This window comes from Streptomyces sp. L2, from assembly GCF_004124325.1.
In the GTDB taxonomy this organism is placed as follows: Bacteria; Actinomycetota; Actinomycetes; order Streptomycetales; family Streptomycetaceae; genus Streptomyces.
On record NZ_QBDT01000001.1, the window covers coordinates 7,432,672 to 7,454,882 of the forward strand.

At 72.8% G+C, this 22,211-nt stretch carries 16 protein-coding genes; 6 read left to right on the plus strand and 10 right to left on the minus strand.

Translation table 11 applies throughout. The annotated features are described in order from the left end of the window. The first annotated feature begins 1 nt into the window (after position 1). Complete coding sequence (locus tag DBP14_RS33260; RefSeq protein ID WP_129311338.1) at positions 2 to 2,350, plus strand: SpoIIE family protein phosphatase; 2,349 nt, start codon at positions 2 to 4, stop codon at positions 2,348 to 2,350. Positions 2,351 to 2,386: 36 nt separating this feature from the next. Here the strand turns inward: DBP14_RS33260 and DBP14_RS33265 are convergent, their stop codons facing one another. Together DBP14_RS33265 and DBP14_RS33270 are read right to left on the minus strand one after the other, a co-directional pair. Then, a complete protein-coding gene (locus tag DBP14_RS33265) occupies positions 2,387 to 2,992 on the minus strand; it encodes a DNA polymerase ligase N-terminal domain-containing protein (protein WP_164992557.1) in 606 nt (201 codons plus the stop codon). A 76-nt stretch (positions 2,993 to 3,068) separates the two neighbouring features. Beyond that, a complete protein-coding gene (locus tag DBP14_RS33270; RefSeq protein ID WP_129311340.1) occupies positions 3,069 to 3,899 on the minus strand; it encodes an aldo/keto reductase in 831 nt (276 codons plus the stop codon). A 238-nt stretch (positions 3,900 to 4,137) separates the two neighbouring features. Between DBP14_RS33270 and DBP14_RS33275 the strand changes: the two genes are divergently transcribed. Next, positions 4,138 to 5,058 (plus strand): TauD/TfdA family dioxygenase, encoded by a 921-nt coding sequence (locus DBP14_RS33275; RefSeq protein WP_129311341.1) that lies wholly within the window; start codon positions 4,138 to 4,140, stop codon positions 5,056 to 5,058. Positions 5,059 to 5,101: 43 nt separating this feature from the next. On the opposite strand, the gene DBP14_RS33280 is transcribed toward DBP14_RS33275, so the two are convergent. Beyond that, positions 5,102 to 6,607, minus strand: a complete 1,506-nt coding sequence (locus DBP14_RS33280; protein ID WP_129311342.1) for a metallophosphoesterase — start codon at positions 6,605 to 6,607, stop codon at positions 5,102 to 5,104. A gap of 351 nt (positions 6,608 to 6,958) precedes the next feature. Between DBP14_RS33280 and DBP14_RS33285 the strand changes: the two genes are divergently transcribed. Continuing rightward, complete coding sequence (locus DBP14_RS33285) at positions 6,959 to 9,367, plus strand: M4 family metallopeptidase (protein ID WP_129311343.1); 2,409 nt, start codon at positions 6,959 to 6,961, stop codon at positions 9,365 to 9,367. Between the two features lie 95 nt (positions 9,368 to 9,462). On the opposite strand, the gene DBP14_RS33290 is transcribed toward DBP14_RS33285, so the two are convergent. The 3 genes from DBP14_RS33290 to DBP14_RS33300 form a co-directional block, all read right to left on the minus strand. Next, a complete protein-coding gene (locus DBP14_RS33290; protein WP_241741105.1) occupies positions 9,463 to 10,662 on the minus strand; it encodes a glycoside hydrolase family 64 protein in 1,200 nt (399 codons plus the stop codon). Positions 10,663 to 10,813: 151 nt separating this feature from the next. Beyond that, on the minus strand, positions 10,814 to 11,569 hold the full coding sequence (locus DBP14_RS33295; protein ID WP_129311345.1) for a dienelactone hydrolase family protein: 756 nt from the start codon (positions 11,567 to 11,569) through the stop codon (positions 10,814 to 10,816). A 125-nt stretch (positions 11,570 to 11,694) separates the two neighbouring features. Next, on the minus strand, positions 11,695 to 12,315 hold the full coding sequence (locus DBP14_RS33300; RefSeq protein ID WP_164992460.1) for an L-threonylcarbamoyladenylate synthase: 621 nt from the start codon (positions 12,313 to 12,315) through the stop codon (positions 11,695 to 11,697). A 494-nt stretch (positions 12,316 to 12,809) separates the two neighbouring features. Here DBP14_RS33300 and DBP14_RS33305 point away from each other — a divergent pair, with 494 nt between their 5' ends. Further along, positions 12,810 to 14,297 carry a helix-turn-helix domain-containing protein gene (locus tag DBP14_RS33305; RefSeq protein WP_241741304.1) on the plus strand — a complete coding sequence of 496 codons (1,488 nt, stop codon included), beginning with the start codon at positions 12,810 to 12,812 and terminating at the stop codon, positions 14,295 to 14,297. A gap of 236 nt (positions 14,298 to 14,533) precedes the next feature. Here DBP14_RS33305 and DBP14_RS33310 read toward each other — a convergent pair whose 3' ends face one another. Both DBP14_RS33310 and DBP14_RS33315 read right to left on the minus strand, forming a co-directional pair. After that, on the minus strand, positions 14,534 to 15,766 hold the full coding sequence (locus DBP14_RS33310) for a cytochrome P450 (RefSeq protein ID WP_129311347.1): 1,233 nt from the start codon (positions 15,764 to 15,766) through the stop codon (positions 14,534 to 14,536). A gap of 196 nt (positions 15,767 to 15,962) precedes the next feature. After that, positions 15,963 to 17,216 carry a serine hydrolase domain-containing protein gene (locus DBP14_RS33315; RefSeq protein ID WP_129311348.1) on the minus strand — a complete coding sequence of 418 codons (1,254 nt, stop codon included), beginning with the start codon at positions 17,214 to 17,216 and terminating at the stop codon, positions 15,963 to 15,965. A 267-nt stretch (positions 17,217 to 17,483) separates the two neighbouring features. Between DBP14_RS33315 and DBP14_RS36265 the strand changes: the two genes are divergently transcribed. Beyond that, positions 17,484 to 17,954: a hypothetical protein gene (locus DBP14_RS36265; RefSeq protein ID WP_164992216.1), complete on the plus strand. Its 471-nt coding sequence runs from the start codon at positions 17,484 to 17,486 to the stop codon at positions 17,952 to 17,954. A 6-nt stretch (positions 17,955 to 17,960) separates the two neighbouring features. Here DBP14_RS36265 and DBP14_RS33325 read toward each other — a convergent pair whose 3' ends face one another. Continuing rightward, entirely contained in the window at positions 17,961 to 18,428 is a 468-nt protein-coding gene (locus tag DBP14_RS33325) for a hypothetical protein (protein WP_129311349.1), read from the minus strand. 288 nt (positions 18,429 to 18,716) lie between these two features. Between DBP14_RS33325 and DBP14_RS33330 the strand changes: the two genes are divergently transcribed. Next, complete coding sequence (locus tag DBP14_RS33330) at positions 18,717 to 20,966, plus strand: MMPL family transporter (protein WP_129311350.1); 2,250 nt, start codon at positions 18,717 to 18,719, stop codon at positions 20,964 to 20,966. A 102-nt stretch (positions 20,967 to 21,068) separates the two neighbouring features. Here the strand turns inward: DBP14_RS33330 and DBP14_RS33335 are convergent, their stop codons facing one another. Further along, positions 21,069 to 22,190, minus strand: a complete 1,122-nt coding sequence (locus DBP14_RS33335; RefSeq protein WP_241741107.1) for a PP2C family protein-serine/threonine phosphatase — start codon at positions 22,188 to 22,190, stop codon at positions 21,069 to 21,071. Positions 22,191 to 22,211 lie beyond the last annotated feature (21 nt).

Sequence of the window (22,211 nt, forward strand, 5' to 3'; positions counted from 1 at the left end):
TATGGACCACGTCGCCGCCGTGGCGATCATCGATGCCCTGGGCAGGGTGACCGGGTGGAGCGACGGCGCCCGGCTGCTCACCGGCCACCCGGCCGAGGAGGTCGTCGGCCGGGCGGCGGCCGGCCTCCTCGCCGCGGACGTCCCCGCCGCCGCCCTCGCCGCCCGCACCGGAACCGTCGCCCTGCGTCACCGAGACGGCCACCGGATCGAGCTGACCGTGACCGCCTGCCCCGTCCTCGGCCCCGACGGCGAACCGGGCGCACATGTCGTCACCGCACACCCGGCCGGCCCACCCGGCGACGGCCTGGCCGCCGAGGCCTTCCAGCAGGCGTCCATGTCCATGTCGGTCTTCGACCTGCGCCAGCGCTACCTGCGCCTCAACGACGTCGCCTGCCGGGCGATGGGTGTCCGCGAGGACGACCTGGTCGGGCGGTTCCTCCCCGGCACCGCGGCGGGCGCCGAGCACAGCCAGGGCTTCGTGGACCACCTCCGCCGGGTCGTCGACACCGGCCGGCCCGTCCGCTACGAGAGCTTCAGCAGCGCCCCCGTCCGCAACCGGGAACACGCCTGGAGCATGGAAATGTGGCCGCTCAGGGACGGCTCGGGCGAGCTCACCGCGGTGGCACTCGCCGCCTTCGACAGCAGTGAGCAGTACTGGGCGCGCCGCCGGCTCGCCCTGCTCAACGAGGCCGCGACCGCCATCGGAACCACCCTGGACGTCGTCCGCACCGCCGAGGAACTCGTCGAACTCCTCGTGCCGCACTACGCCGACTTCGCGAGCGTCGACCTGCTCGACTGGGTCCTCGGCGCCGAGGAGCGGCCCGCGGCGCCCGACGACGCCGTGGACCTGCGCCGCGTCGCCCACGGCTCCGCCGTCGAGGGCGCTCCCGAGGCCGCCGTCCAGCTCGGCGCCGTCGACTCCTACCCCGCCGACTCGGCGCCCGCACGCGCGCTGCGCGAGGGCCGGGCCGTGGTCAGCCACGCCGGAGAGCCGGACTTCGTCCGCTGGATGAGCGAACGCGACGCCCGCTCGCCCGAGACCCGGCCGCTCCGGCACGGCACCCACTCCATGATCTCCGTCCCGCTTCGGGCCCGCGGCACCCGGCTCGGCGTCGTCGTCGGCATCCGCGACACCCACCCCGACGACTACGGCCCCGACGACACCGTCTTCGCCGAGGAGCTCGCCAGCCGCGCCGCCGTCTGCATCGACAACGCCCGCCGCTTCGCCCGCGAACGCGGCACCGCCCTCGCCCTCCAGCACAGCCTCCTGCCCCGGGGCCGGCTCCCCGGCCAGGTCGCCGTCGACGTCGCCCACCGCTACCTGCCGTGCGGGTCCGTCGCCGGGATCGGCGGCGACTGGTTCGACGTCATCCCCCTCTCCGGCAGCCGGGTCGCCCTGGTCGTCGGCGACGTCGTCGGCCACGGCATCCAGTCCTCCGCCACCATGGGCCGGCTGCGCACCGCCGTACGCACCCTCGCGGACGTGGACCTCGCCCCCGACGAACTCCTCACCCACCTCGACGACCTCGTCACCCACCTGGGCTCCGACGACACCGGCGAGGAGGTCGCCGAACTCGGTGCGACCTGCCTGTACGCCGTCTACGACCCCGTCTCGCGCCGGCTCTCCCTGGCCGCCGCCGGCCACCCGGCCCCGGCGCTCGTCCTGCCCGGCGGCACCGCCGAGTTCGTCCCCATGACCGCAGGGCCGCCCCTCGGCGTCGGCGGACTGCCCTTCGAGGCGACCGAACTGGAACTCCCCGAGGGATCCGTCGTCGCCCTCTACACCGACGGACTCCTCGCGGACCGCGAACGGGACGGCGAGGGGGACAGCGCGACCGCCGAACTCCGCCGCGCCCTCGGCGCGCCCGCCGACTCCCTGGAATCGCTCAGCGACAACGTGCTCAAGGCCGTCCTGCCCGACCAGCCGAGCGACGACGTGGCGCTGCTCCTGGTCCGCACCCGAGCGCTCGGCGAAGACCGGGTCGCCACCTGGGACGTGCCGGCCGACCCCGCCCAGGTCGCCGTGTTCCGGCAGGCCGCCACGGAGCGGCTGGCCGACTGGGGGCTCGACGAGGCCGCCTTCATCACCGAACTCGTCGTCAGCGAACTCGTCACCAACGCCATCCGCTACGGCGAGCCGCCCATCAAACTGCGCCTGATCCGCGACCGAGCCCTCACCTGCGAGGTCTCCGACGGCAGCGCCACCTCACCCCATCTGCGCCGGGCCCACGCCTACGACGAGGGCGGCCGCGGCCTCCTGCTCGTCGCCCAGCTCACCCAGCGCTGGGGCAGCCGGCAGACGGGCGGCGGCAAGACGATCTGGGCCGAACAACCGCTGCCCGGCGACTGACCCGCGGCCCCCGCCGGTGTCTCGCGGGGCCGCCGCTCACTCCTCGCCGGCGGCGACCTGCGCGAGGGTGCGCCCGGTGCGGACGGAGCGGGCCCGCCGGGGGTCGGGGGTGCCGTGGGCGCCGGACCGGGCCGGTCCCTTGCGCACCAGCAGCCATGCCTCCTCCTCGTCCTGTCCGCTGCGGAACCGGGTGAGGGCGTACTCGCCGTGCAGCTTGGTGCCGTGCAGCCGGAAGCTCGCGTGCCCACGGTCCAGGGACTCCGCGAAGTCCACCGGGCGGCCCCGGCGGTCATGGCTCAGCGGCTCGTACGTGCCGTTGTCCCACACGATGACGGTCCCGCCGCCGTACTCGCCCTTCGGGATGACCCCTTCGAAGTTCTCGTACTCCAGCGGATGGTCCTCGGTGGGGACCGCGAGCCGCTTGTCCCCGGGGTCCGAGGACGGGCCCTTGGGCACCGACCAGGACTTCAGGACGTCGTCGACCTGGAGCCGGAAGTCGAAGTGCATCCGGCGCGCCTCATGGATCTGCACCACGAACCGGGGCTGCCCGCCTTCCCCGTCGGCCGCCTTGCCGGACGGCTCCCGGGTCCGCTCGAAGTCTCGCTTGCCACGGTACGTCCGCAGCCGGTCCTCCGCCGCCACCTGCGTCTCCTTCCGTCCGGCGCACGGCCCGTCCGCCCGCCGCACGGCTCCGGGTACCCGCATGGCGCGGCAGGGTTCAGAACTCCTCGTGCGTCTCGGGGTCACCGCCCAGCCGGCGCGGGGCGTGCCGGCCGAGGCCCGCCATCTGCTCGTCGTCCAGGGTGAAGCCGAAGACGTCCAGGTTGGCGCGCTGCCGGTCGTGGTCGGCGGACTTCGGTACGGGCAGCGCGCCCAGCTGGACGTGCCAGCGCAGCAGCACCTGCGCGGGCGTCACCCCGTGCGCCCGCGCGATCCCGGCGAGCGCGGGGTCGTCCAGCAGATGGCTGCCCCGGCCCAGCGGACTCCAGCTCTCGGTGCGGATGCCCTTGGCGGCGTGGAAGGCGCGCAGCTCCTCCTGCGGGAACAGCGGATGCAGCTCGACCTGGTTCACCGACGGCAGGACACCCGTCTCCTGCTCCAGCCGGCCGATGTGCTCCGGAGTGAAGTTCGAGACGCCGATCGAGCGCACCAGACCGTCCTCCCGCAGCTTGATCATCGCCCGCCACGAGTCGGCGTACCGGCCGAGCCGGGGGAGAGGCCAGTGGATCAGATACAGGTCGACGTACTCCAGGCCGAGGCGCCGCCGCGACTCCTCGAACGAGGCGAGGGTCTCCTCGTAGCCGTGGTGCCGGCCCGGCAGCTTCGTCGTCACCGTGACGTCCTCGCGCGGCACGTCACTTCCCGCGACGCCCCGGCCGACCCCGGTCTCGTTGCCGTAGTTCGCGGCGGTGTCCACCAGCCGGTAGCCGAGGTCGAGCGCGGTGCGTACGGCCGTCTCGGCCAGCGTGTCGTCCATCGGCCAGGTGCCGAGTCCGATCGCCGGGACCGTCGTACCGTCGTTGAGCGTGTGCGCGGGAATGCTGATCACGAGGGGACCCTCCGTCGGCTGTGAGGTCTCTCCAGCGTCAGGGACGCGGGCGGCGGCGACCAACCGGACGTCCGGGCCGCGACGGCCGCGACGGTGACACGATCTCCATGGTGCGGGAATCCCGAGGACGAGCAGGGGACCGGACATGGCTGTCGGAAAACGCCGAGGGAGCCGAGGGCGTCGGGGGAGCCGAGGATGTCGGTGAAGCCGAGGGCGCCGGGGAGCCGCGGGCGTCGAGGTGCGGCCCGTGGCGGGGCACATCGGTGCCGAGATCGCCGGTGTCGACCTGGCCCGTCCGCTCGACGACGCGACCGTCTCCGTGATCAGGACGGCGGTGCTGCGCTGGAAGGTGGTGTTCTTCCGGGGCCAGGAGCTGGACCACGCCGGGCACGTCGCCTTCGCCCGCCGCTTCGGCGAGCCGGTCGTCCTCGGGCGGCGCGGCAGTGCCTCACCCGCCGGCTTCCCCGAGGTGGAGGCGACCGCCGACCGGCTGGAGCTGGGCGGGCGGTTCGGCATGGAGCACGAGGAGTGGCTGCGCCGCCGGCGGCACACCCCGCTGCGCGGCTGGCACTGCGACCACGGAGCCCGGAGCGACCCGCCGGCCGCCACCGTCCTGCGCGCCCAGACGGTCCCGCCCTACGGCGGTGACACCACCTGGGCCAACCTGGCCGCCGCCTACGCGGGCCTGTCGGCGCCGGTCCGCGCCTTCGTCGACGGGCTGCGCGCCGAACACCGGCTCGGCGTCGGCTACCAGCCCCGGCCCGGCGACGACGCCTACGTCCGCCACCTGCTCGACCACCAGGTCGCCTCGGTCCACCCGCTGGTCCGGGTGCACCCGGAGACGGGCGAACGGGTGCTGTACGTCAACGGCTACTACGTCGAGCAGATCGCCGGCGTCTCCCGCGCCGAGAGCGCGGCCCTGCTGGAGATGCTGCTGGAGCAGGCGGTCCGGCCCGAGTACACGGTCCGCTTCCGCTGGGAGCCCGGCAGCGTCGCCTTCTGGGACAACAGGGCCACCATTCACCTGGCCCCCGCCGACAACGCCCACCTGGAATTCCCCCGGATCATGCACCGGGTGATGCTGGCCGGTGACGTCCCGGCCGGCGTGGACGGCAGCCGGTCCCAGGCGCTGACGGGCACGGAGCCGGGCCGCTGGTGACGGCATAGCGCCCCGGCGGCCGGGGAACCGGGCCCGGGGGCGTTCAGCCCAGCGGGATGACGACCTCGTCCTCGACGGGCGGATCGAGTTCCTGGGCGCGGTTGCCGGTCGCGGCCAAGCAGCGCAGCCGGACCGCCTCCGGGCTGACGTCCAGGCGCAGGAAGCACTTGAAGAACGGCGGGCTGTAGGTGGCGGAGCCGGGGGAGAACAGCCGGGTGTAGATCTTGCGCACGGGCAGCCGGACCCGTGAAGTGCGGTCCGGCCGCCCGCCGGCCCCCAGCAGGGTCGCCACCAGCCGGGTGCGCCGGGTGACGCGGGCGTCCGGTCCCGGCGCCCGGCCGGGCTCGGTCCCGAGCCGCTCGGCGACGACGGCCGTCGCCTCGGCCTCGGTGAGGGTGAAGAAGCGGCGCAGCCGGAGCCGGTGACCGTACAGCCGGCTGTAGAAGGCCAGGGAGTCCCCGCGCAACGGGTAGCAGCGGAAGTCGCGTTCGGTGACGCCCCCCACCGAGACCACGGGGATCGTGTGCGTGGCGTGCATGAACGCCCCGCCGCCGCCCGCGACCACGTACTGCACGGTGCGGCCGTCCACGTCGACGGGATAGCGCTGGTAGTTGTGGATGTCCCCGCCGATCGCGGCCACGTAGTGGTGGTCCGGGTCGCGGACGATCTCGTCGACGGTGCCCCCGCCCTCGATGGCGCAGGGGTGGTGCTCGCCGTCCACGTACAGCGGGGAGCCGGTGACGAGGATCTTCGGCTTGGGGCCGCGTGACGCCTCACGCAGCCAGGCGCCCTGCTCGGCGTCGATCGTGCCCAGCAGCCCGGTGTCGATGCCGATGATCCGGACGGGTCCGGCGTCGAGGGCCCAGTACGGCCCCGGCTGCAGCGCCTGCTGGCCCGGCGCTCCCCGCAACTCCCGTGCGGCGGCGAGCAGTTCCTCGTCCGCGGGGCGCGGCCGGTGCCAGAGCAGCGTGCGCCACCACGCCCGGGACAGCGGCCGCGGCCGGGACTCGGCGTCGAGGGCGGAGGTGGCCTCGCCGCAGAAGACCCGCATGAACGCGCCCAGGTCCTCGTACCAGTCGTGGTTTCCCGGTATCGCGTATATGGGGGCGGGATAGTCCTGGTACGGCCGGAAGAACTTGGTGCCGTAGTCGTCGGTGGCCCCGACGGGATAGATCACGTCGCTGGCGATGACCGCGAACTCCGTGTCCGCACCGGCCTTCAGGAACCCGGGGACGACGGCGTACTGCGAGGCGTCGCCCTCTCCGGTGTCCCCGATCACCATGAAGGAGAACCGTTCCGGCACATCCCGCCGGACCACCTTGTCGGCGGCGGTCCCGGCCGCGACCCGCCGCGCCACCCAGCGACTGCGGGTACGACCGGTGGGGTCCCCGAACCAGGACGCCAGCACCCCGTTCCGCGCGGCCCACAAAATCCGCGGATTCAGCCACGACAGCTTCTCCACGTGGTCCGGCATCAACTGCCGGTAGACACCGGGTTCGGCGGGCCCCCAGCCGGCGCCCTGCGCGGTATCGCGTGAGGATTCAGACACACGGTGAACGGTAACAACGAGCGGATCAAGGGGCGATGGGCGGGTCCACGCGACTGCCCATCGACTGACAGCCCGTCATGCCGTGCCCGCCAGGGCGCCGGGAGAACGCGCGGTCCCGGCGGAGAGGCGGCTCGTGTGTCGCACAGTCCCTATCGCGCCATAGGGAAAACCCTCGATTGACGTCACTCTATGTGGCATGGACCGTTCAATTCTGTCATTCTCCCTTCGCTGATCCTCCACGTTGTGTTCACGGATCACGGTCCCGTACAGCTCAGCTCCGCCCGGGCAGCACACCCGTCTGCCCGGTCTGTCACCGGCCGCTGACCCGCGGCCGCAGCAGGAGGAATTCGAGTGAGACGCCTTCCCCACAGACGCCTTTCCCACAAGCCGGCCACGGTCGGAGCCGCCCTGCTCTCCACCGCGGCGTTCCTCGCCATCGGCGTGCAGGCGGTCCCGGCCGCCGCCAAGCCGGCCGCTCCCCAGGCCAGCCCCCTGCGCAGTGGCGCGGTGGAGGCCAAGCTCTCCCCGGCCCAGCACCAGGCGCTCATGAAGAGCGCCCAGGACAAGACCGCCGCGACCGCCCGCACCCTCGGGCTGGGCGCGAAGGAGAAGCTGGTCGTCAAGGACGTCGTCAAGGACAACGACGGCACCCTGCACACCCGTTACGAGCGCACCTACGACGGCCTGCCCGTCCTCGGCGGCGACCTCGTCGTGCACACCCCGCCCGCCTCCCTGGCCGCGGGCACCGTGAGCACGACGTACAACAACAAGCACCGGATCCAGGTCGCCTCGACCACCGCGACCGTCGCCAAGTCCGCCGCCGAGAGCAAGGCGCTGAAGACGGCCACGTCACTCGCGGGGTCCAAGGCGAGCGCCGACAGCGCGCGCAAGGTGATCTGGGCCGGCCACGGCACCCCGAAGCTGGCCTGGGAGACCGTGATCGGCGGCTTCCAGGACGACGGCACGCCCAGCAGGCTGCACGTCATCACCGACGCCACCACCGGCAAGGAGCTGTACCGGTACCAGGCGATCGACACCGGCGTCGGCAACACCCGCTACAGCGGGCAGGTGTCCCTGACGACGGCCCAGTCGGGCTCGACGTACACGCTGACCGACAACCAGCGCGGCGGCCACAAGACGTACAACCTCAACCACGGTACGTCCGGCACCGGTTCGCTGTTCTCGCAGTCGAACGACACCTGGGGCGACGGCACCAACAACAACGCCGCCACCGCGGGCGCGGACGCCGCCTACGGCGCGCAGGAGACGTGGGACTTCTACAAGAACACGTTCGGCCGCAGCGGCATCAAGAACGACGGTGTCGGCGCCTACTCCCGCGTGCACTACGGCAACTCGTACGTGAACGCGTTCTGGGACGACAGCTGCTTCTGCATGACCTACGGCGACGGCTCGAACAACGCCGACCCGCTGACCGCGCTCGACGTCGCCGGCCACGAGATGAGCCACGGCGTCACCTCCAACACCGCCGGCCTGGAGTACTACGGCGAGTCGGGCGGCCTGAACGAGGCCACCTCCGACATCTTCGGCACCGGCGTGGAGTTCTACGCCAACAACTCATCCGACCCCGGTGACTACCTCATCGGCGAGAAGATCGACATCAACGGCGACGGCACCCCGCTGCGCTACATGGACAAGCCCAGCAAGGACGGCGGCTCCGCCGACAGCTGGTACTCCGGCGTCGGAAACCTCGACGTGCACTACTCCTCGGGCCCGGCGAACCACATGTTCTACCTGCTGTCCGAGGGCAGCGGCACCAAGGTGATCAACGGCGTCACCTACAACAGCCCGACCTCCGACGGCGTCGCCGTCACCGGCATCGGCCGGGACAAGGCGCTGCAGGTCTGGTACAAGGCGCTCACGACGTACATGACGTCGAGCACCGACTACGCCGGGGCCCGCAACGCCGCCCTTCAGGCCGCGGCCGCGCTGTACGGGCAGAACTCCACCGAGTACGCCGGGGTGGGCAACGCCTTCGCGGGCATCAACGTGGGCAGTCACATCAACCCGCCCAGCAGCGGTGTGACGGTCACCAACCCGGGCAGCCAGACCTCGACCGTCGGCACGGCGGTGAGCCTGCAGATCAACGCCTCCAGCACCAACAGCGGTGCGCTGAGCTACAGCGCCTCGGGTCTGCCCGCCGGGCTGTCGATCAACAGCTCGACCGGTCTGATCTCCGGCACGCCCACCACCGCGGGCAGCTCCAGCACCACGGTCACGGTGACCGACTCGGCCGGCAAGACCGGCACGGCCAACTTCAGCTGGACGGTCAACCCGGTCGGTGGCGGCTGCTCCTCGGCCCAGCTGCTGAAGAACCAGGGCTTCGAGTCGGGCAGCACCGGCTGGACGGCGACGAGCGGTGTCATCACCACCGACTCCGGTGAGGCCGCGCACAGCGGCTCCTACAAGGCCTGGCTCGACGGTTACGGCCGCTCGCACACCGACAGCGTGTCCCAGTCGGTGACCATCCCGGCCGGCTGCACGGCCAAGCTCACCTTCTACCTGCACATCGACAGCTCCGAGTACACCTCCAGCACGGCGTACGACAAGCTGACGGTGACCGCGGGCTCGAAGACCCTGGCGACGTACTCGAACCTGAACGCCGCCTCGGGCTACAGCCAGAAGTCCTTCGACCTGTCCTCGCTGGCGGGCCAGACCGTCACGCTGAAGTTCAACGGCGTCGAGGACGTCTCGCTCCAGACCAGCTTCGTCGTGGACGACACCGCCCTGACGATCAGCTGACACCCGGCACACGCCGGTCCCCGGCGCACGCTGAACCCTGACACACACGAGGTCCCGCACGCGGAAGCCGTCCGCGTGCGGGACCTCGCACGTCGTCAGCTCAGCGGATCCAGCGTGAGGTACGCCTGCTGCGGGCTGCCGTCGTGGACGAGCGACTCGTGGTGGCCGACGTCGTCGAAGGCGAACGCGTAGGCGTTGCCGTCGGCCATCTGCGCGTGGACCGCGCGCGCGTACTGGTTCGTCACGGCGTCCTGGTAGAAGTTGGCCGACGAGCTGTCCGGCTGGTTCGGATTCACCAGCAGCGTCGACCGGTTGAAGCCGGCGCACAGCGTACGGGAGATGGGCCCGCGCACCGCGTCGTTCGGCGCGTCCAGCAGTTTGTGGCAGCCGAAGACACTGTCCGCGTCCGGCTTCTGGAAACTGGTCACGACCGCACCGGAGGAGTCGGTGAAGTTCATGACGTTCCCCGAGACCCGGCCGTAGTACCTGGTGCCCGGCCGGTCGGCGAACGGCGTGACGGTGAGCGTCGACGTCGCGTACTTCTGCCAGACCCGGTTGACGTAGTCGTCCATCACGGACGCCGGCAGGGCCCCGGTCTCGACGCCGTACAGCGGGGACAGTGCGCGCAGGACGGTGCCGTCGGAACGGGTCTGGATCAGACCGGCCCAGCCGCCCGGCCGGCCGCGCAGCGCGTTGAAGAACCCGGTGTAGCCACCGGACTTCAGATGCCCGGTGCTGCTCACGCCGCCGTCGGAGCGCTGCACCCCGACCGCGTACGGCGCCGAGAACATGTCCACCTGGGTGCTGTTGATGAACAGCCCGGAGTCGTTCAGCGTGTACTCCGACCAGTTGAACAGGATGTTCCGGTTGGGGTCGCTGGGGTTCTGCACCGCGGGCTGCACCAGACCGCCCGTGGTCAGCTTGAACACCAGCTTCTGGCCGTAGGAGAAGTAGATCCGGCCCGAGAACTTCGGGATGCGGATCGTCTTCGACTGCCCGGCGGCCGGCCCGGCGATCGCCGCGTCCGGCGCGGGCGTCGGCGGGTTGCCGCCCGCCGGCCAGGCGTGGAAGGCGCCGCTCGCGTCCGCCCAGCCCTGCCGGCCCGACGACAGCTGGGTGCCGAGGTCGTAGACGTACACCGGGTCGGAGCGGCCCGAGTTGTTGGTGATCTTCAGCGGAATGGTGTCCGGGACGGCGGCGCCGGCCCGGTCCGGCGTGCCCAGCGTGAGCAGCGCGCCGACCAGGGCCGCCGCCGCGGCCACCGGCAGCGCGGGACGTATCAGTCTCTTGAGCACTCTCCACCTCCGTGTGGGGTCGGGGTGGTACGGATATTGGTCCGTACCTGTTGCTGAGAGCGCTCTCAGAGTCATGGTCGGGACACGTTCATGTCAATGAGTTCGGCCGGATCCGTACGGCGTCCGCACCGGCGGACGCCCGGAAAACGGGTCAGAACGTGCGCTTCAACAGGTCGAGCAGCGCCGCCCAGTGGCGCTCGTCGCCCTCCCGCTGGTACGCGTTCGTGTCGGCCTGGGTGTAGCCGTGGGGCGCGTCCGGATAGACCTCGCAGGTGTGCCGCACGCCGGCGGCGGTCAGGGCGTCCTCCAGGCGCCGCATCTGCTCCTCGGGCAGGGAGGCGTCCCGGTCGGCGTGGCCGAAGTACAGCTCGGCGGTGATGTGTCCGGCGCCGAGGTGCGGGCTGTCCGGGTCGTCGGTCGCGAGCCGCCCGCCGTGGAAGCCCGCCGCGGCAGCCACCCGGCCGGGGTGCGTGGCCGCCGTCCGCAGGGCGAGCCGGGCGCCCATGCAGTAGCCGGTCAGCGCCACCGGCCCGTCCGCGACGAGCGGGCTGTCGGCCAGCCACCCTAGGTACGCGTCGGCGTCCCGCGCGGTCCGTTCCGGAGTCAGCGTCCGCAGCAGCGGGCTGAGCCGCTGCCAGATGGTGGGATCGGCCGACGGGTCGATGAACTCCGGCAGGTCCACGACGGGAGCCCGGCCCTTGCGGTAGAACACGTTCGGCACCAGGACGGTGTAGCCGGCGCCGGTCAGCCGGTCGGCCATCGCCCGCAGGTGCGGCCGCAGTCCGTAGGCGTCCTGGTAGAGCAGCACGCCCGGCCGCGGCGTCCCGTCGGCGGGGTGGGCCAGGTAGGCGTCGGCGGTGCCGTCCCCGGTCGGGATGTCGACGGTCGTGCCCTGTACGGCGGTCATGGGGGGGGGAGCCTCCTCGGACGGTCGGCGGCGCCGGGCGGGAACCCGCCGGTGCCACGGGTACGGCCCATGCTGCCACGCAAGATCCCGGCGGGAGGCCCTGGGCCAGGAGGCCCCGGCGCGCCTCATTCGAAGCGGGCGGTGTCTCCCGCTCCGTGCCGGACGATCTCGGCCTCGCCCCCGGAGAAGTCCACGACCGTGGTGGGCTCGGTCCCGCAGTCCCCGGAGTCGACCACCGCGTCGACCACGTGGTCGAGCAGGTCCTTGATTTCCCAGCCCTGGGTCATCGGCTCCTCCTCGTCCGGCAGCAGCAGCGTGCTCGACAGCAGTGGCTCGCCCAGTTCGGCCAGCAGCGCCTGGGTGACCACGTGGTCGGGGATCCGTACGCCCACGGTCTTCTTCTTCGGGTGCAGCAGTTTGCGCGGCACCTCGCGGGTCGCCGGGAGGATGAACGTGTAACTGCCGGGCGTCGACGCCTTCACGGCCCGGAACACGTCGTTGTCGACCCGCACGAACTGGCCGAGCTGGGCGAAGTCCCGGCACATCAGCGTGAAGTGGTGCCGGTCGTCGAGCCGGCGGATCGAGCGGATCCGGTCCATGCCGTCCTTGCTGCCCAGCTTGCAGCCCAGCGCGTAACAGGAGTCGGTCGGGTATGCGATGAGCGCCCCCTCCCGCACCGCGTCGGCGATCTGCGCGATGCTGCGGGGCTGCGGGTTCTCGGGGTGCACGTCGAAGTACTTCGCCATTCACCGAGCTTATGCCGTACCGGGTGCGACCGGCGCATCCACGCCACGGTCGGGGGGCACGCCCACGGCCCGCCCTGGAATTTCCGTGCGCGGAAATTTCTGTGCGTACTTCCCGGAATCCGGGGCATGCGACCTCTGAGCCGCCCGGAGCATCCCCCCGCCCCGGGCCTGGCACAGCCGCCGGCGGCCCACCCCCCCGGGCCGCCGGCGGAGCCGTGCCCGGCGGCCGTCGGGCGCCCGGGGCCGGTTGCCGGGGCTACGTCCGGACGCGTACGCCGAGGTCAGCGCTAGGATCTGGCATTCGGACCAGGCCTGATCCGCGGGAGAGGGCCGTGAGGACGAGGAGAGGCGGGGTGACCGGCAGAGCCCAGGAGGGGACGCACCCGCGGCAGCCCCGGGACGCGCAGCCCAGGGACGCGCAGTCCCAGGACGCGGAGCCCCAGGACGCGCAACGCCGGGACGCGCAGACCCGGGACGCCGCCTGGGCGGCACAGCTGCTCGACCTGCTGCGCCCGGCCGGCCGGGACCCGCGCCGGGTCGTCGCCTGGCTCGCGCGGACCGTCGGGGCGACCGTCCGCCTCCAGGACGCGCACGGCGGCCTCCTCGCCGGAGAAGAGCTGCCGCTGGACGAGGCCGTCGTCGCGGACGTGGTCACCGGCAGGATCTCCGCCGCCGCCCTGGACGACGGCACCCGGCACGTCCGCCTGGTCGGCCTTCGCCACCCCGAGCCGGGAGCGGTGCTCGCCGTCGGCCGGACCGCCCCCTTCGACCGGCGCGCCGCGGAGATCGTTACCCACACCGCAGGCGTCCTCGAACTCCTGCTCAGAGAAGCGGAGTTGACGGCGGCCGGACGGCAACTGCGGCGGGCCGCCGCCGATCTGCGGCTGGCGATCCTGCAACTGCTCATGGTCGAGGACACCGTCTCCGCCCGCCGGGTCGCCGCCGGTCTGTGGCCGGGCCTGCTCGACGCGAACAGCGCGCGCGTCTACGTCATCGAGGGCGCCCCCGCCGACCGCGACCGGATCGCCGACGAGTGCCAGGAGCTCACCGACGGCCAGGCCCTCGTCGTGCGGTGTCCCGCGATGGACGGCCACGTGATCGTCCTCGGTCCCGCGTCCGTGGTGGGGGAGCGGCTGGGCGGACTGGTCGACGGCCGGCCGGGCACCTACCTGGGCGGCAGCCTCCGCCAGAGCCTCGCCCGGACCGCCTCCGCCTACGGACAGGCCGTCAGCGCCCTCGCCGTCGCCCGCTTCCGCCCGGACCGCGCCGCCGTCTACGCCGAACGCACCCACCCCGAACGGCTGCTGGACCCCGCCGCCCTGCGCGCCTGGTCCGCCGACCTGCTGCGCCCACTGGACTCGCTGCCCCACCACACCCGTGCCGAACTGCTGGCCACCACCCGGCTGGGCCTGGAGTTCACCGCGGTGAACGCGGCGAAGGTCCTCGGGGTCAGCCGCAACACCGTCCGCGCCCGCATGGACCGCGTCGAGACGCTGCTCGGCACGCGCTTCTCCGACCTGGCCGCCCGCGCCGCCGCCCACCTCGCCCTCAACACCGAGGCCGCGCACGGCCCGTACGACCCCGGAGCCACCGCCCTCGACGGCCCGCACGGCCCCTCCGGGGCCCCCGCCGCTCCAGACCCGGTCCGGCTGGACGACCTCCTCGGCCAGGGCACCCTCCGCGCCTGGGCCGCGAACCTCCTCGGCTGCCTGGACGCCGACGGCCGCGACCTGCGGGGCACCCTGCGCGCCTGGATCTCCGCCGGGGCGAACGCCGAACGCGCCGCGCAGGAGCGCGGGTTGCACGCCCAGACCGTCCGCGAGCACGTACGTGCCGCCGAACCGGTCCTGGAGCGGCACCTGCTCACCGCGGGCACCGACCTGTACGAGGTCGTGCTCGCCCATCTGGCCACCGGCGCCGTCGCCGTACCGGCCCTCGGCCGGGCGAACCGGGAGCAACCGGACTCACCTGTGCACGGGTGAGCCCTGCGGGCGGCGCGGCGGGCAGCGGTGCGGTACCCCCGGCGCCGCGTCAGACGTAGGTTCGGCGTTCCGTGGGGTGCGACCGGAACGGGGGACCGGTCGCACCGCCACCGGACCGGCCGCACGTCCACCGGTCACCCGCGCGACCCGACCGATCACCTGTGCACCCTCACCGGTCGCCCGCCTGACCCGGCGGCCACCCGTGCACCCTCACCGGTCACCGGCGTACCGGACCCTCACCCGCGCAGCCGGACCGGGATCTCCTGCCAGCCGTGGGCGATGAACGACGGCACCTGCCGCAGTTCGTCCGGCTTGACGGCCAGGGACAGCTCTGGGAAGCGGTCGAACAGTGCCGGGAGCGCGGTCAGGGCTTCCATCCGGGCCAGCGGCGCCCCGACACAGCGGTGCACGCCGATGCCGAACGCCAGATGGTCGTCGGCGCCGCGGTCCGCGTCGAAGCGGTCCGCGTCCGGGCCGTAGTGCGCGGGGTCCAGGCCCGCCGCGCCGAACGTCGTGATGATCGCGTCGCCGGCCGGGATCGTGACCTCGCCGACGCGCAGGTCCTCGGCGGCGAAACGCAGCGGCAGCGCCGAGACCGACGGGTGCGCGCGCAGCGTCTCGTCGACCACCGCGTCCCAGCCGATCGCGCCGGAGCGCACCGCGGCCAGCTGCCCGGGGTGCGTCAGCAGGGCGACGACCGCGTTGCCGATGAGATTGACCGTGGTCTCGAAGCCGGCCCCGACCACCAGCAGCAGCGTGTGCAGCAGCTCCTGGTCGCCCAGCCGGCCGCCCTCCTCGTCCCGGACCCGGATCAGCTCCGTCGTCATGTCGTCGGCCGGGTTCTCCCGCCGGTACGCGATGAGCGCGCCGAGCACCGTGCCGATGCGCTCCGCCACGGACGCCGCGTGCTCGGGACTCTGGTCGGAGGTGTCCATGACGTCCGCGATCAGCCGGGCCGCGTCGGACCACAACGCGTCGGGCACGCCGAGCAGTTCGCAGATCATCCGCATCGGCAGCGGATGCGCGAGCCCGGCCCGCAGGTCGACCACACCGCCGTCGGCGCCCTCCGCCTGCACCGCGTCGAGCAGGCCGGCGGTGATGGCCGCCACCCGGGGGCGCATCGCCTCGGTGCGCCGGAGCGTGAAGCTGGGGGCCACCAGCTTGCGCAGCCGGGCGTGGTCGGGGCCGTAGGTGGAGAGCATGTTGACCACGCCCACCCAGTTCACGATCCAGCTCCAGGCGGGGTGTCGGCCCACCTCGGGCCACAGCCGCCAGTGCAGCCGCGCGTCCTTGCTGACCCTCGGGTCGAGCATCAGGTTCCTGAGGACCTCGTGGCCCGTCGGCGCCCAGGCGGGAATGCCGCCCGGCAGTTCCACGGGCACCACCGGGCCGAGGGCGCGCAACCGTGCGCTCTCGGCGGCCAGGTCGGTGCCGAACGGGTCGAGGGCGATGCGGTCGGTGACGGTCACGACGGGTCTCCTGGCTGGGTCGGCCCTCTCCTGGGGCGGTCGGCAGCCAGTAGACCCCGTCGTCGACCTCGATCGACGGGTGCGGCACTGCTCGGCGCCGAATCTGGCCGAGTCGTACCGGGTTTTGAGCGCAAACCCGAAGGTCCGCGAACGTCCGCTCGGGGTCGGCGCGTTGTCCCGCCGAGGCCCGACCCGGTTACCTGGCCGCCGGTTCCGCGGGCAGGTTGAACACGTGGTCCGGCGAGATGATCTTCGTGATGGCCTCGCCGAACAGGGTGCTCGGTTCGCTCCCGTTGTGGTTGATGTCGGTGTTGAGCACCACCACCAGGCTCGTCTGCGTGGAGGGCAGATAGACGGTGAGGGACTCGTAGCCCGGCAGCGAGCCGTTGTGCCCGATCCAGCCCTGCACGTTGAAGATGCCCAGCCCGTACCCGGAGCCGGCGATCGGCGTGGGCGGTGTGGTGAGCCGCTCCTTCTGGGTGGCGGCGCTCATCATCCGGCTGCCGTCCGGGAACACACCGGTGGCCACCGTGCGCGACCAGGTGTGCAGGTCGTCGAGCGTCGAGATCATGGCACCGGCGGCCCAGCCCCAGGAGGGGTTCCAGTCGGCGGCGTCGGCCACCTTGCCGTCGGCCGTCTGATCGGTGTAGCCCTGCGAGTGCGGGGTGGGGAACTCGTTGCCCGTCGGGAACAGCGTCTGCTTGAGGCCGGCCGGGTTCAGGATGTGCCGGTGGATGTAGTCCCCGAGCTTCTGCCCGCTCTCCTTCTCGACGACCAGGCCGAGCAGGATGAGGTTGGTGTTGCAGTAGTAGAACTTCTGCCCCGGCGGGAACAGCACCGGGTGCTTGAAGCTGTAGTCCAGCAACTGCTGCGGGGTGAACGGGCGTTGCGGATCGGAGGTCAGCGCCTTGAAGAAGCCGTCGTCCTCGGAGTAGTTGAACAGGCCGCTGCGCATCTCCGCGAGCTGCCGAAGCGTGATCTTGTTCCCGTTGGGGACGCCGTCGACGTACTTGCCGATCGTGTCGTCCAGGCCGACCTTGCCCTGGTCGACCAGTTGCAGCAGCGCCGACACCGTGAACGTCTTGGTCTCGCTGCCGATCCGCATGTACAGATCGGGCGACATCGTACGGCCGTTGCTCTTGTCGGCGACACCGAACGAGTGGACGTAGGCGCTCTGGCCCGGCGTCCAGATGCCGACGCTCACGCCGGGGACGTTCGCCTCGTGCATCACCTTGCGTACAGCGGCGCCGACTTGGCGTGCCACGGCCGGGGTGAGGTCGCGGACATCGGTGCCCGACGGGGACGGCGAGGGCGAGCCGGCGGCGGCGAACGCCGCCGGGGCCGAGGCCGGTGCCGCCCAGGCAGGAGCCGAGGCGAGCGGCAGCAGCAGGGCGCCCGCGACGACGGCCGCGGCGGCTTCCTTGCGCAGACGGGGGGAAGAACGGGACATGGGCTGACTCCAAGCACGTGATGACCGGACGTGCGGTGGCGAGACGTCGGAGCCCTGACCCGACCAGCATAGGAGCGCGCTCCCCGGGCCGCCCGTCGGCGGGCGCGGGTCGCCGGGGGCGCCGTACCGGAGGCTGCCGCCTCCTCGCGGGATGCTTGTCGGACGGGCGGAACACCCCGTTCGGGCGGTGCGCTCACCCGACCCGGTGAGCGCCAGGCGCCGGGCGTACCGGCGGGGCACCACGGCCGTTGCCCCGGCATGAACCGCATGGATCGCCCGGAGCGCACCGAGCGCCCGGAGCGCACCGAGGGCGCGGAGCGCACCGAGGGCGCGGACCGCACCGAGGGCGCGGACCGCACCGAGGGCGCGGACCGCACCGAGGGCGCGGACCGCACCGAGGGCGCGGACCGCACCGGGCGCCCGGAGCCCATGGATCACGCGGAGTGCTCGGATCACCCCGCCGCCACGGCACCCCTGGACATCGCCGGCCGCCTGGACCGCACCGGCCGCCCGGATCGCCCCGTCCCCTCCCTGTTCCCGCGTCCGCAGGAGCCGGTCGCGCCGCCCGGCACCCGCCCCGGGCCGGCTCACGCCCTGCGGACGCGTGAGCCCATCTACGCCCGGCTCGTCGCCGAATGGCGGGCCGAGGGGCGGACCGTGCCCGCCGAACCGGACGCGCTGTGCGCCTCGTTCACCGGGTCCGCGCCGCTCGGGCCGTACCGGACCGGCCGCTCCTGACGCGCGTCACCGCTCGCACAGCGGCGCGAGCACGGCCAGCGTGCCGTTGGCCCGGCGCAGGGCCTCCTCCAGCGCACCGGGCGCGTGCAGCCTGGCACTGCCGTCGGGCGGGACCAGCCACTCCAGGGCGCGCGAGGGGCGGTACGGCGGCGGTACGGCCACCCAGGCGCCCCTCGTCGCGTAGCGGAGCCCGTCCCCCACCCACGTCCCGGACGGGTCCGGCGGCAGGAAGAAGCCGACCCGGCCCGCCGAGGCGTCCACCAGGGTCGGACCGGGGACCGGCCGCGCGGGCCGCCACAGCAGGTCCAGGGTGAGCAGGCCGAGCCGGTCGGGCACGCTCAGCACGTCCCAGTAGCGGCCCGCCGCCAGCAGGGCGACCCCCGCGCCGTGGTCCCACTCCCACTTGCAGGCGCGCGGGTCGGCCGCCGCCGCGGCGAGCCACTCCACGCCCCGCATCCACATCGTGTTCGTCATGCAGTGCTCCGGGGGATCGTCGACCGACAGGGCGCGGGGAAACGGCTGCGACCGGGCATCTGGTACGGCTGCCTGCCAACCCGGGCATATGCATGCTGGTAGATATTTCTACCTGGCGGAAGGGGTGGCGAGGCCTGGCGTTTGAGCGGACCCGTTCGACCCCCGATCACCGGTTCGGCCGGCCCGGGATGCGGCCCCGGCGGGATCGTGCTGGTCCGAGATGACGGGCCGAGGGGGCGGGCGTCTAATGAGACTGTCCGGTCGTCTCCGGCGAAGTGGGTCCAGACCATGGCCGCCAACCGAGCAGTGACGAAGGAGACGGGGGTTCGCACGGAGGGCCACGGGGCGGGCCTCCTGCGAAGAACCGGCCAGTGGTGCGCCCGCCACTTCGTGCTCGTGATCGTCGCCTGGCTGGTGGCGCTGGCCGTCCTCCAGGTCCTCAACCGCTCCTTCGGCGGCAGCTATTCGGACAACTTCACCCTCCCCGGCGTGCAGTCCGAGCAGGGACTGCAGGTGCTGAAGCAGCACGACCCGGCGGCCGGCGGCTACGGCAGCCAGATAGTCCTGCGCGACAGCGCCAAACCGCTCACCTCGCTCAGCGGGCAGATGAACACGACGGTCGGCGACCTGCAGAAGCTGCCGCACGTCCTGGCCGCCCAGAACCCGCTCGCCGCCGCCGGCAAGACCCCGTCGGGACCCAACGTCGGCCCGCTGTCCTCCGACGCCAAGACCGGCTACATCACCGTCCGCTTCGACGTGCAGCCCTCCACCCTCGGCAGCGGCTACCTCGACGGCGTCAACCACGCCGTGCAGCCGCTGCGCTCGGCGGGCGCCCAGGTCGAGTACGGCGGCCCGCTCGGCGAGCTGGCCCGCCCGCACGCCAACGACCGCACCAGCGAGCTGATCGGCTTCGCGGTCGCGATCGTCGTCCTGCTGATCGGCTTCGGCAGCGTCATCGCCGCCGCCGCGCCCCTGGTCACCGCCCTCATCAGCGTCATCTGCGGCCTCGCCTGCCTCGGCCTGCTGGCCACCGCGTTCACCTTCGCGACTGTCTCCCCGACCCTGGCCACCATGATCGGGCTCGGCGTCGGCATCGACTACGCCCTGTTCCTGATCACCCGGCACCGGCAGAACCTCATGGACGGCCTCGATCCGGTGCGTGCCGCCGGGCACGCCACCACCACCAGCGGACGCGCGGTCCTCGTCTCCGGCTGCACGGTGATCATCGCGCTGGCCGGCCTGTACGCCTCCGGGGTGTCCTTCATCGGCAAACTCGGCCTGGCCGCCATGGTCACGGTCGTCACGGCCGTCCTCGGCGCGCTCACCCTGGTCCCCGCCCTGCTGGGCCTCGTCGGCCGCCGCATCGACCGCCTGAAGGTGCGCCGCCCCATCGCCGAGACCGACGCCGAGCCGGGCGCCGAACCGCACGGCACCTGGCACAACTACGCCCGCAAGGTGGAGCGCCGGCCGGCCTGGTTCCTGGCGGCGGGCATCGCGGCGATCGTCGTCCTCGCGATCCCAGTGTTCTCCATCCAGCTCGGCCACATCGGCGACGGCGCCGATCCGACGTCGTTCACCGACCGCCGGGCCTACGACCTGATGACCAACGCCTTCGGCCCCGGCTCCAACGGGCCCCTCACGGTGGTCGTCGACCAGAGCAGCGTTCCCTCCGACCAGCGCTCCGCCCTGAGCAGCCAGGCGCAGAAGACCCTGAACTCCGTGGCCGGAGCCGCCACCGTCACCCCGCTGACCCCCACCAAGGACGGCGACGTGCTGGTCGCCACCGTCTACTCCCAGCAGTCCCCGCAGAGCGCCACCACGACCGACCTCACCAACCGGCTGGTCCACACCACCCTGCCCGACGCGGTCAAGGGCACCAGTGCCCACGGGTACGTCACCGGCACCACCGCCGCACAGGTCGACTTCCGGGACATCGTCTCCAGCCGGCTGCCGCTCATCATCGGCGTCGTCGTCGCGCTGGCCTTCGTGATCATCCTGGCCGTCTTCCGCGGCCTGCTCGTCGCCGTCAAGGCCGCCGCGCTCAACGTGCTGTCCATCGCGGCCTCGTACGGCGTCGTCGTCGCCGTGTTCCAGTGGGGGTGGGGCGGCCCCGCGCTCGGCGTCCACGGCAAGGTGCCCATCGAGAGCTATGTCCCGATGATGATGTTCGCCATCATCTTCGGCCTCAGCATGGACTACGAGATCTTCCTGCTGTCCCGCGTGCACGAGGCCTGGATGCGCACCCAGGACGCCAAGGCCGCGGTGGCCCACGCCCTGGAGATCACCGCCCGGGTCATCACCTGCGCCGCCCTGATCATGGTGAGCGTGTTCGCCGCGTTCATCCTCAGCGACAACATCGTGGTGAAGATGCTGGGGCTCGGCCTCGCCGTGAGCGTCCTCATCGACGCCACCGTCGTACGCCTGCTGCTCGTCCCCGCCGTCATGACCCTGCTCGGCCGGCACGCCTGGTGGACACCCCTGTGGCTGGACCGGCTCATGCCGCGTATCGACGCGGAGGGCGAGAGCGAGGCCAGATGAGCCGTCAGGCGCCCGGCGGCGTGCCGTAGAGCCCCCCGTCAGGCGTCCGGAGGCGCGCCGTAGAGCCCCGCCGGACGACGGCCCACCGTAGGCCCGGCGCCGTCAGACGTCCGGCGGCGCGCCGTCCGGCCCCGGCTCCAGCACCAGCATGGTGGCGTCGTCGCGGACCTCGTAGTGCCGCATCAGCTCCGCCCACACCGCGGCCGGCAGGCCGGCGGCCGTCGTGCCCGACAGGGCGGCCAGCCGCTCCGGCAGCGGGTAGAAGACACCGGCCGGGTCGCGGGCCTCCCAGACGCCGTCGGAGGCCAGGAAGAGCCGGTCGCCCGGCTCCAGCGGCACGGTGACCTCCTTCGGCGGGTCCATGCCCACCAGGCCCAGCCCGAACGGCGGTCCCGGCCGGACGCCGATCTCCCGGGCGCGCCCGCCGTGCAGCAGGACCGGCGCCGGATGACCGCAGGCGACCACACGGACCGTGCGGGCGTCGGCGGAGAACTCCAGCAGCAGCCCCGTCGCGAACAGCTCACCGTGCCGCACACCGGCCGAGTCCACGGCCAGTCTGCGGTCCATCCGGTCGGCGACCGACACCAGGTCCGGCAGGTCCAGCACCGCCTCGCGGAAGGCACCCAGCAGCGACACCACCGTCGCGACCGCGGCGAGCCCGTGCCCCCGCACGTCCCCCATCACCGCCCGGACCCCGTACGGCCCCTCCCGCACGTCGAAGAAGTCCCCGCCCACCAGCGTCCCGTCCTCTGCGGCCCGGTAGAACCCCGTGCACCCGACCCGCCCGACCCGTTCGGGCAGCGGCGGCATCACGGCCCGCTGCACCGCCTCGCCGATCGCGCGCTCGGTGTTCAGCTGGGCGTCCCGGCGGCTGCGCACGTAGGACACGAACACACTCAGCACCGCGACGAACACGACGGTGAGCAGGTCCGTGTTGCCGGGCCGGTTCAGATGCGTGGCCGGCACGTTCATCACGACGACGACCAGGGCACCGAGGACCGCGGTCGCCGCCCAGCCGTACGACAGGACGGCCAGCGGCGGGATCGCGCCCAGCAGGAAGCCGACGTCGCGCGCGTCCGGGGTGAGCAGCGTGGCCACGGTGACCGCCACGAGCAGCAGAACCGGCAGCACCCGGACCCAGCGCGGTGGCGGTGCGCCCCGCAGCCAGCCGCGGTCCTCCCGGTCCTGACGCGACAAGCCACCGCGCCCCGGTCCCGAAGCCACGACACCACGCTACGCCGACCC

What these genes read in the sequence shown, in the direction of transcription:
- DBP14_RS33260 (WP_129311338.1), top strand. Translation starts at nt 2, where the DNA reads ATGGACCACGTCGCCGCCGTGGCGATCATCGATGCCCTGGGCAGGGTG.
- DBP14_RS33295 (WP_129311345.1), bottom strand. Translation starts at nt 11,569, where the DNA reads ATGACCGCCGTACAGGGCACGACCGTCGACATCCCGACCGGGGACGGC.
- DBP14_RS33300 (WP_164992460.1), bottom strand. Translation starts at nt 12,315, where the DNA reads ATGGCGAAGTACTTCGACGTGCACCCCGAGAACCCGCAGCCCCGCAGC.
- DBP14_RS33315 (WP_129311348.1), bottom strand. Translation starts at nt 17,216, where the DNA reads ATGTCCCGTTCTTCCCCCCGTCTGCGCAAGGAAGCCGCCGCGGCCGTC.
- DBP14_RS36265 (WP_164992216.1), top strand. Translation starts at nt 17,484, where the DNA reads ATGGATCGCCCGGAGCGCACCGAGCGCCCGGAGCGCACCGAGGGCGCG.
- DBP14_RS33325 (WP_129311349.1), bottom strand. Translation starts at nt 18,428, where the DNA reads ATGACGAACACGATGTGGATGCGGGGCGTGGAGTGGCTCGCCGCGGCG.
- DBP14_RS33330 (WP_129311350.1), top strand. Translation starts at nt 18,717, where the DNA reads ATGGCCGCCAACCGAGCAGTGACGAAGGAGACGGGGGTTCGCACGGAG.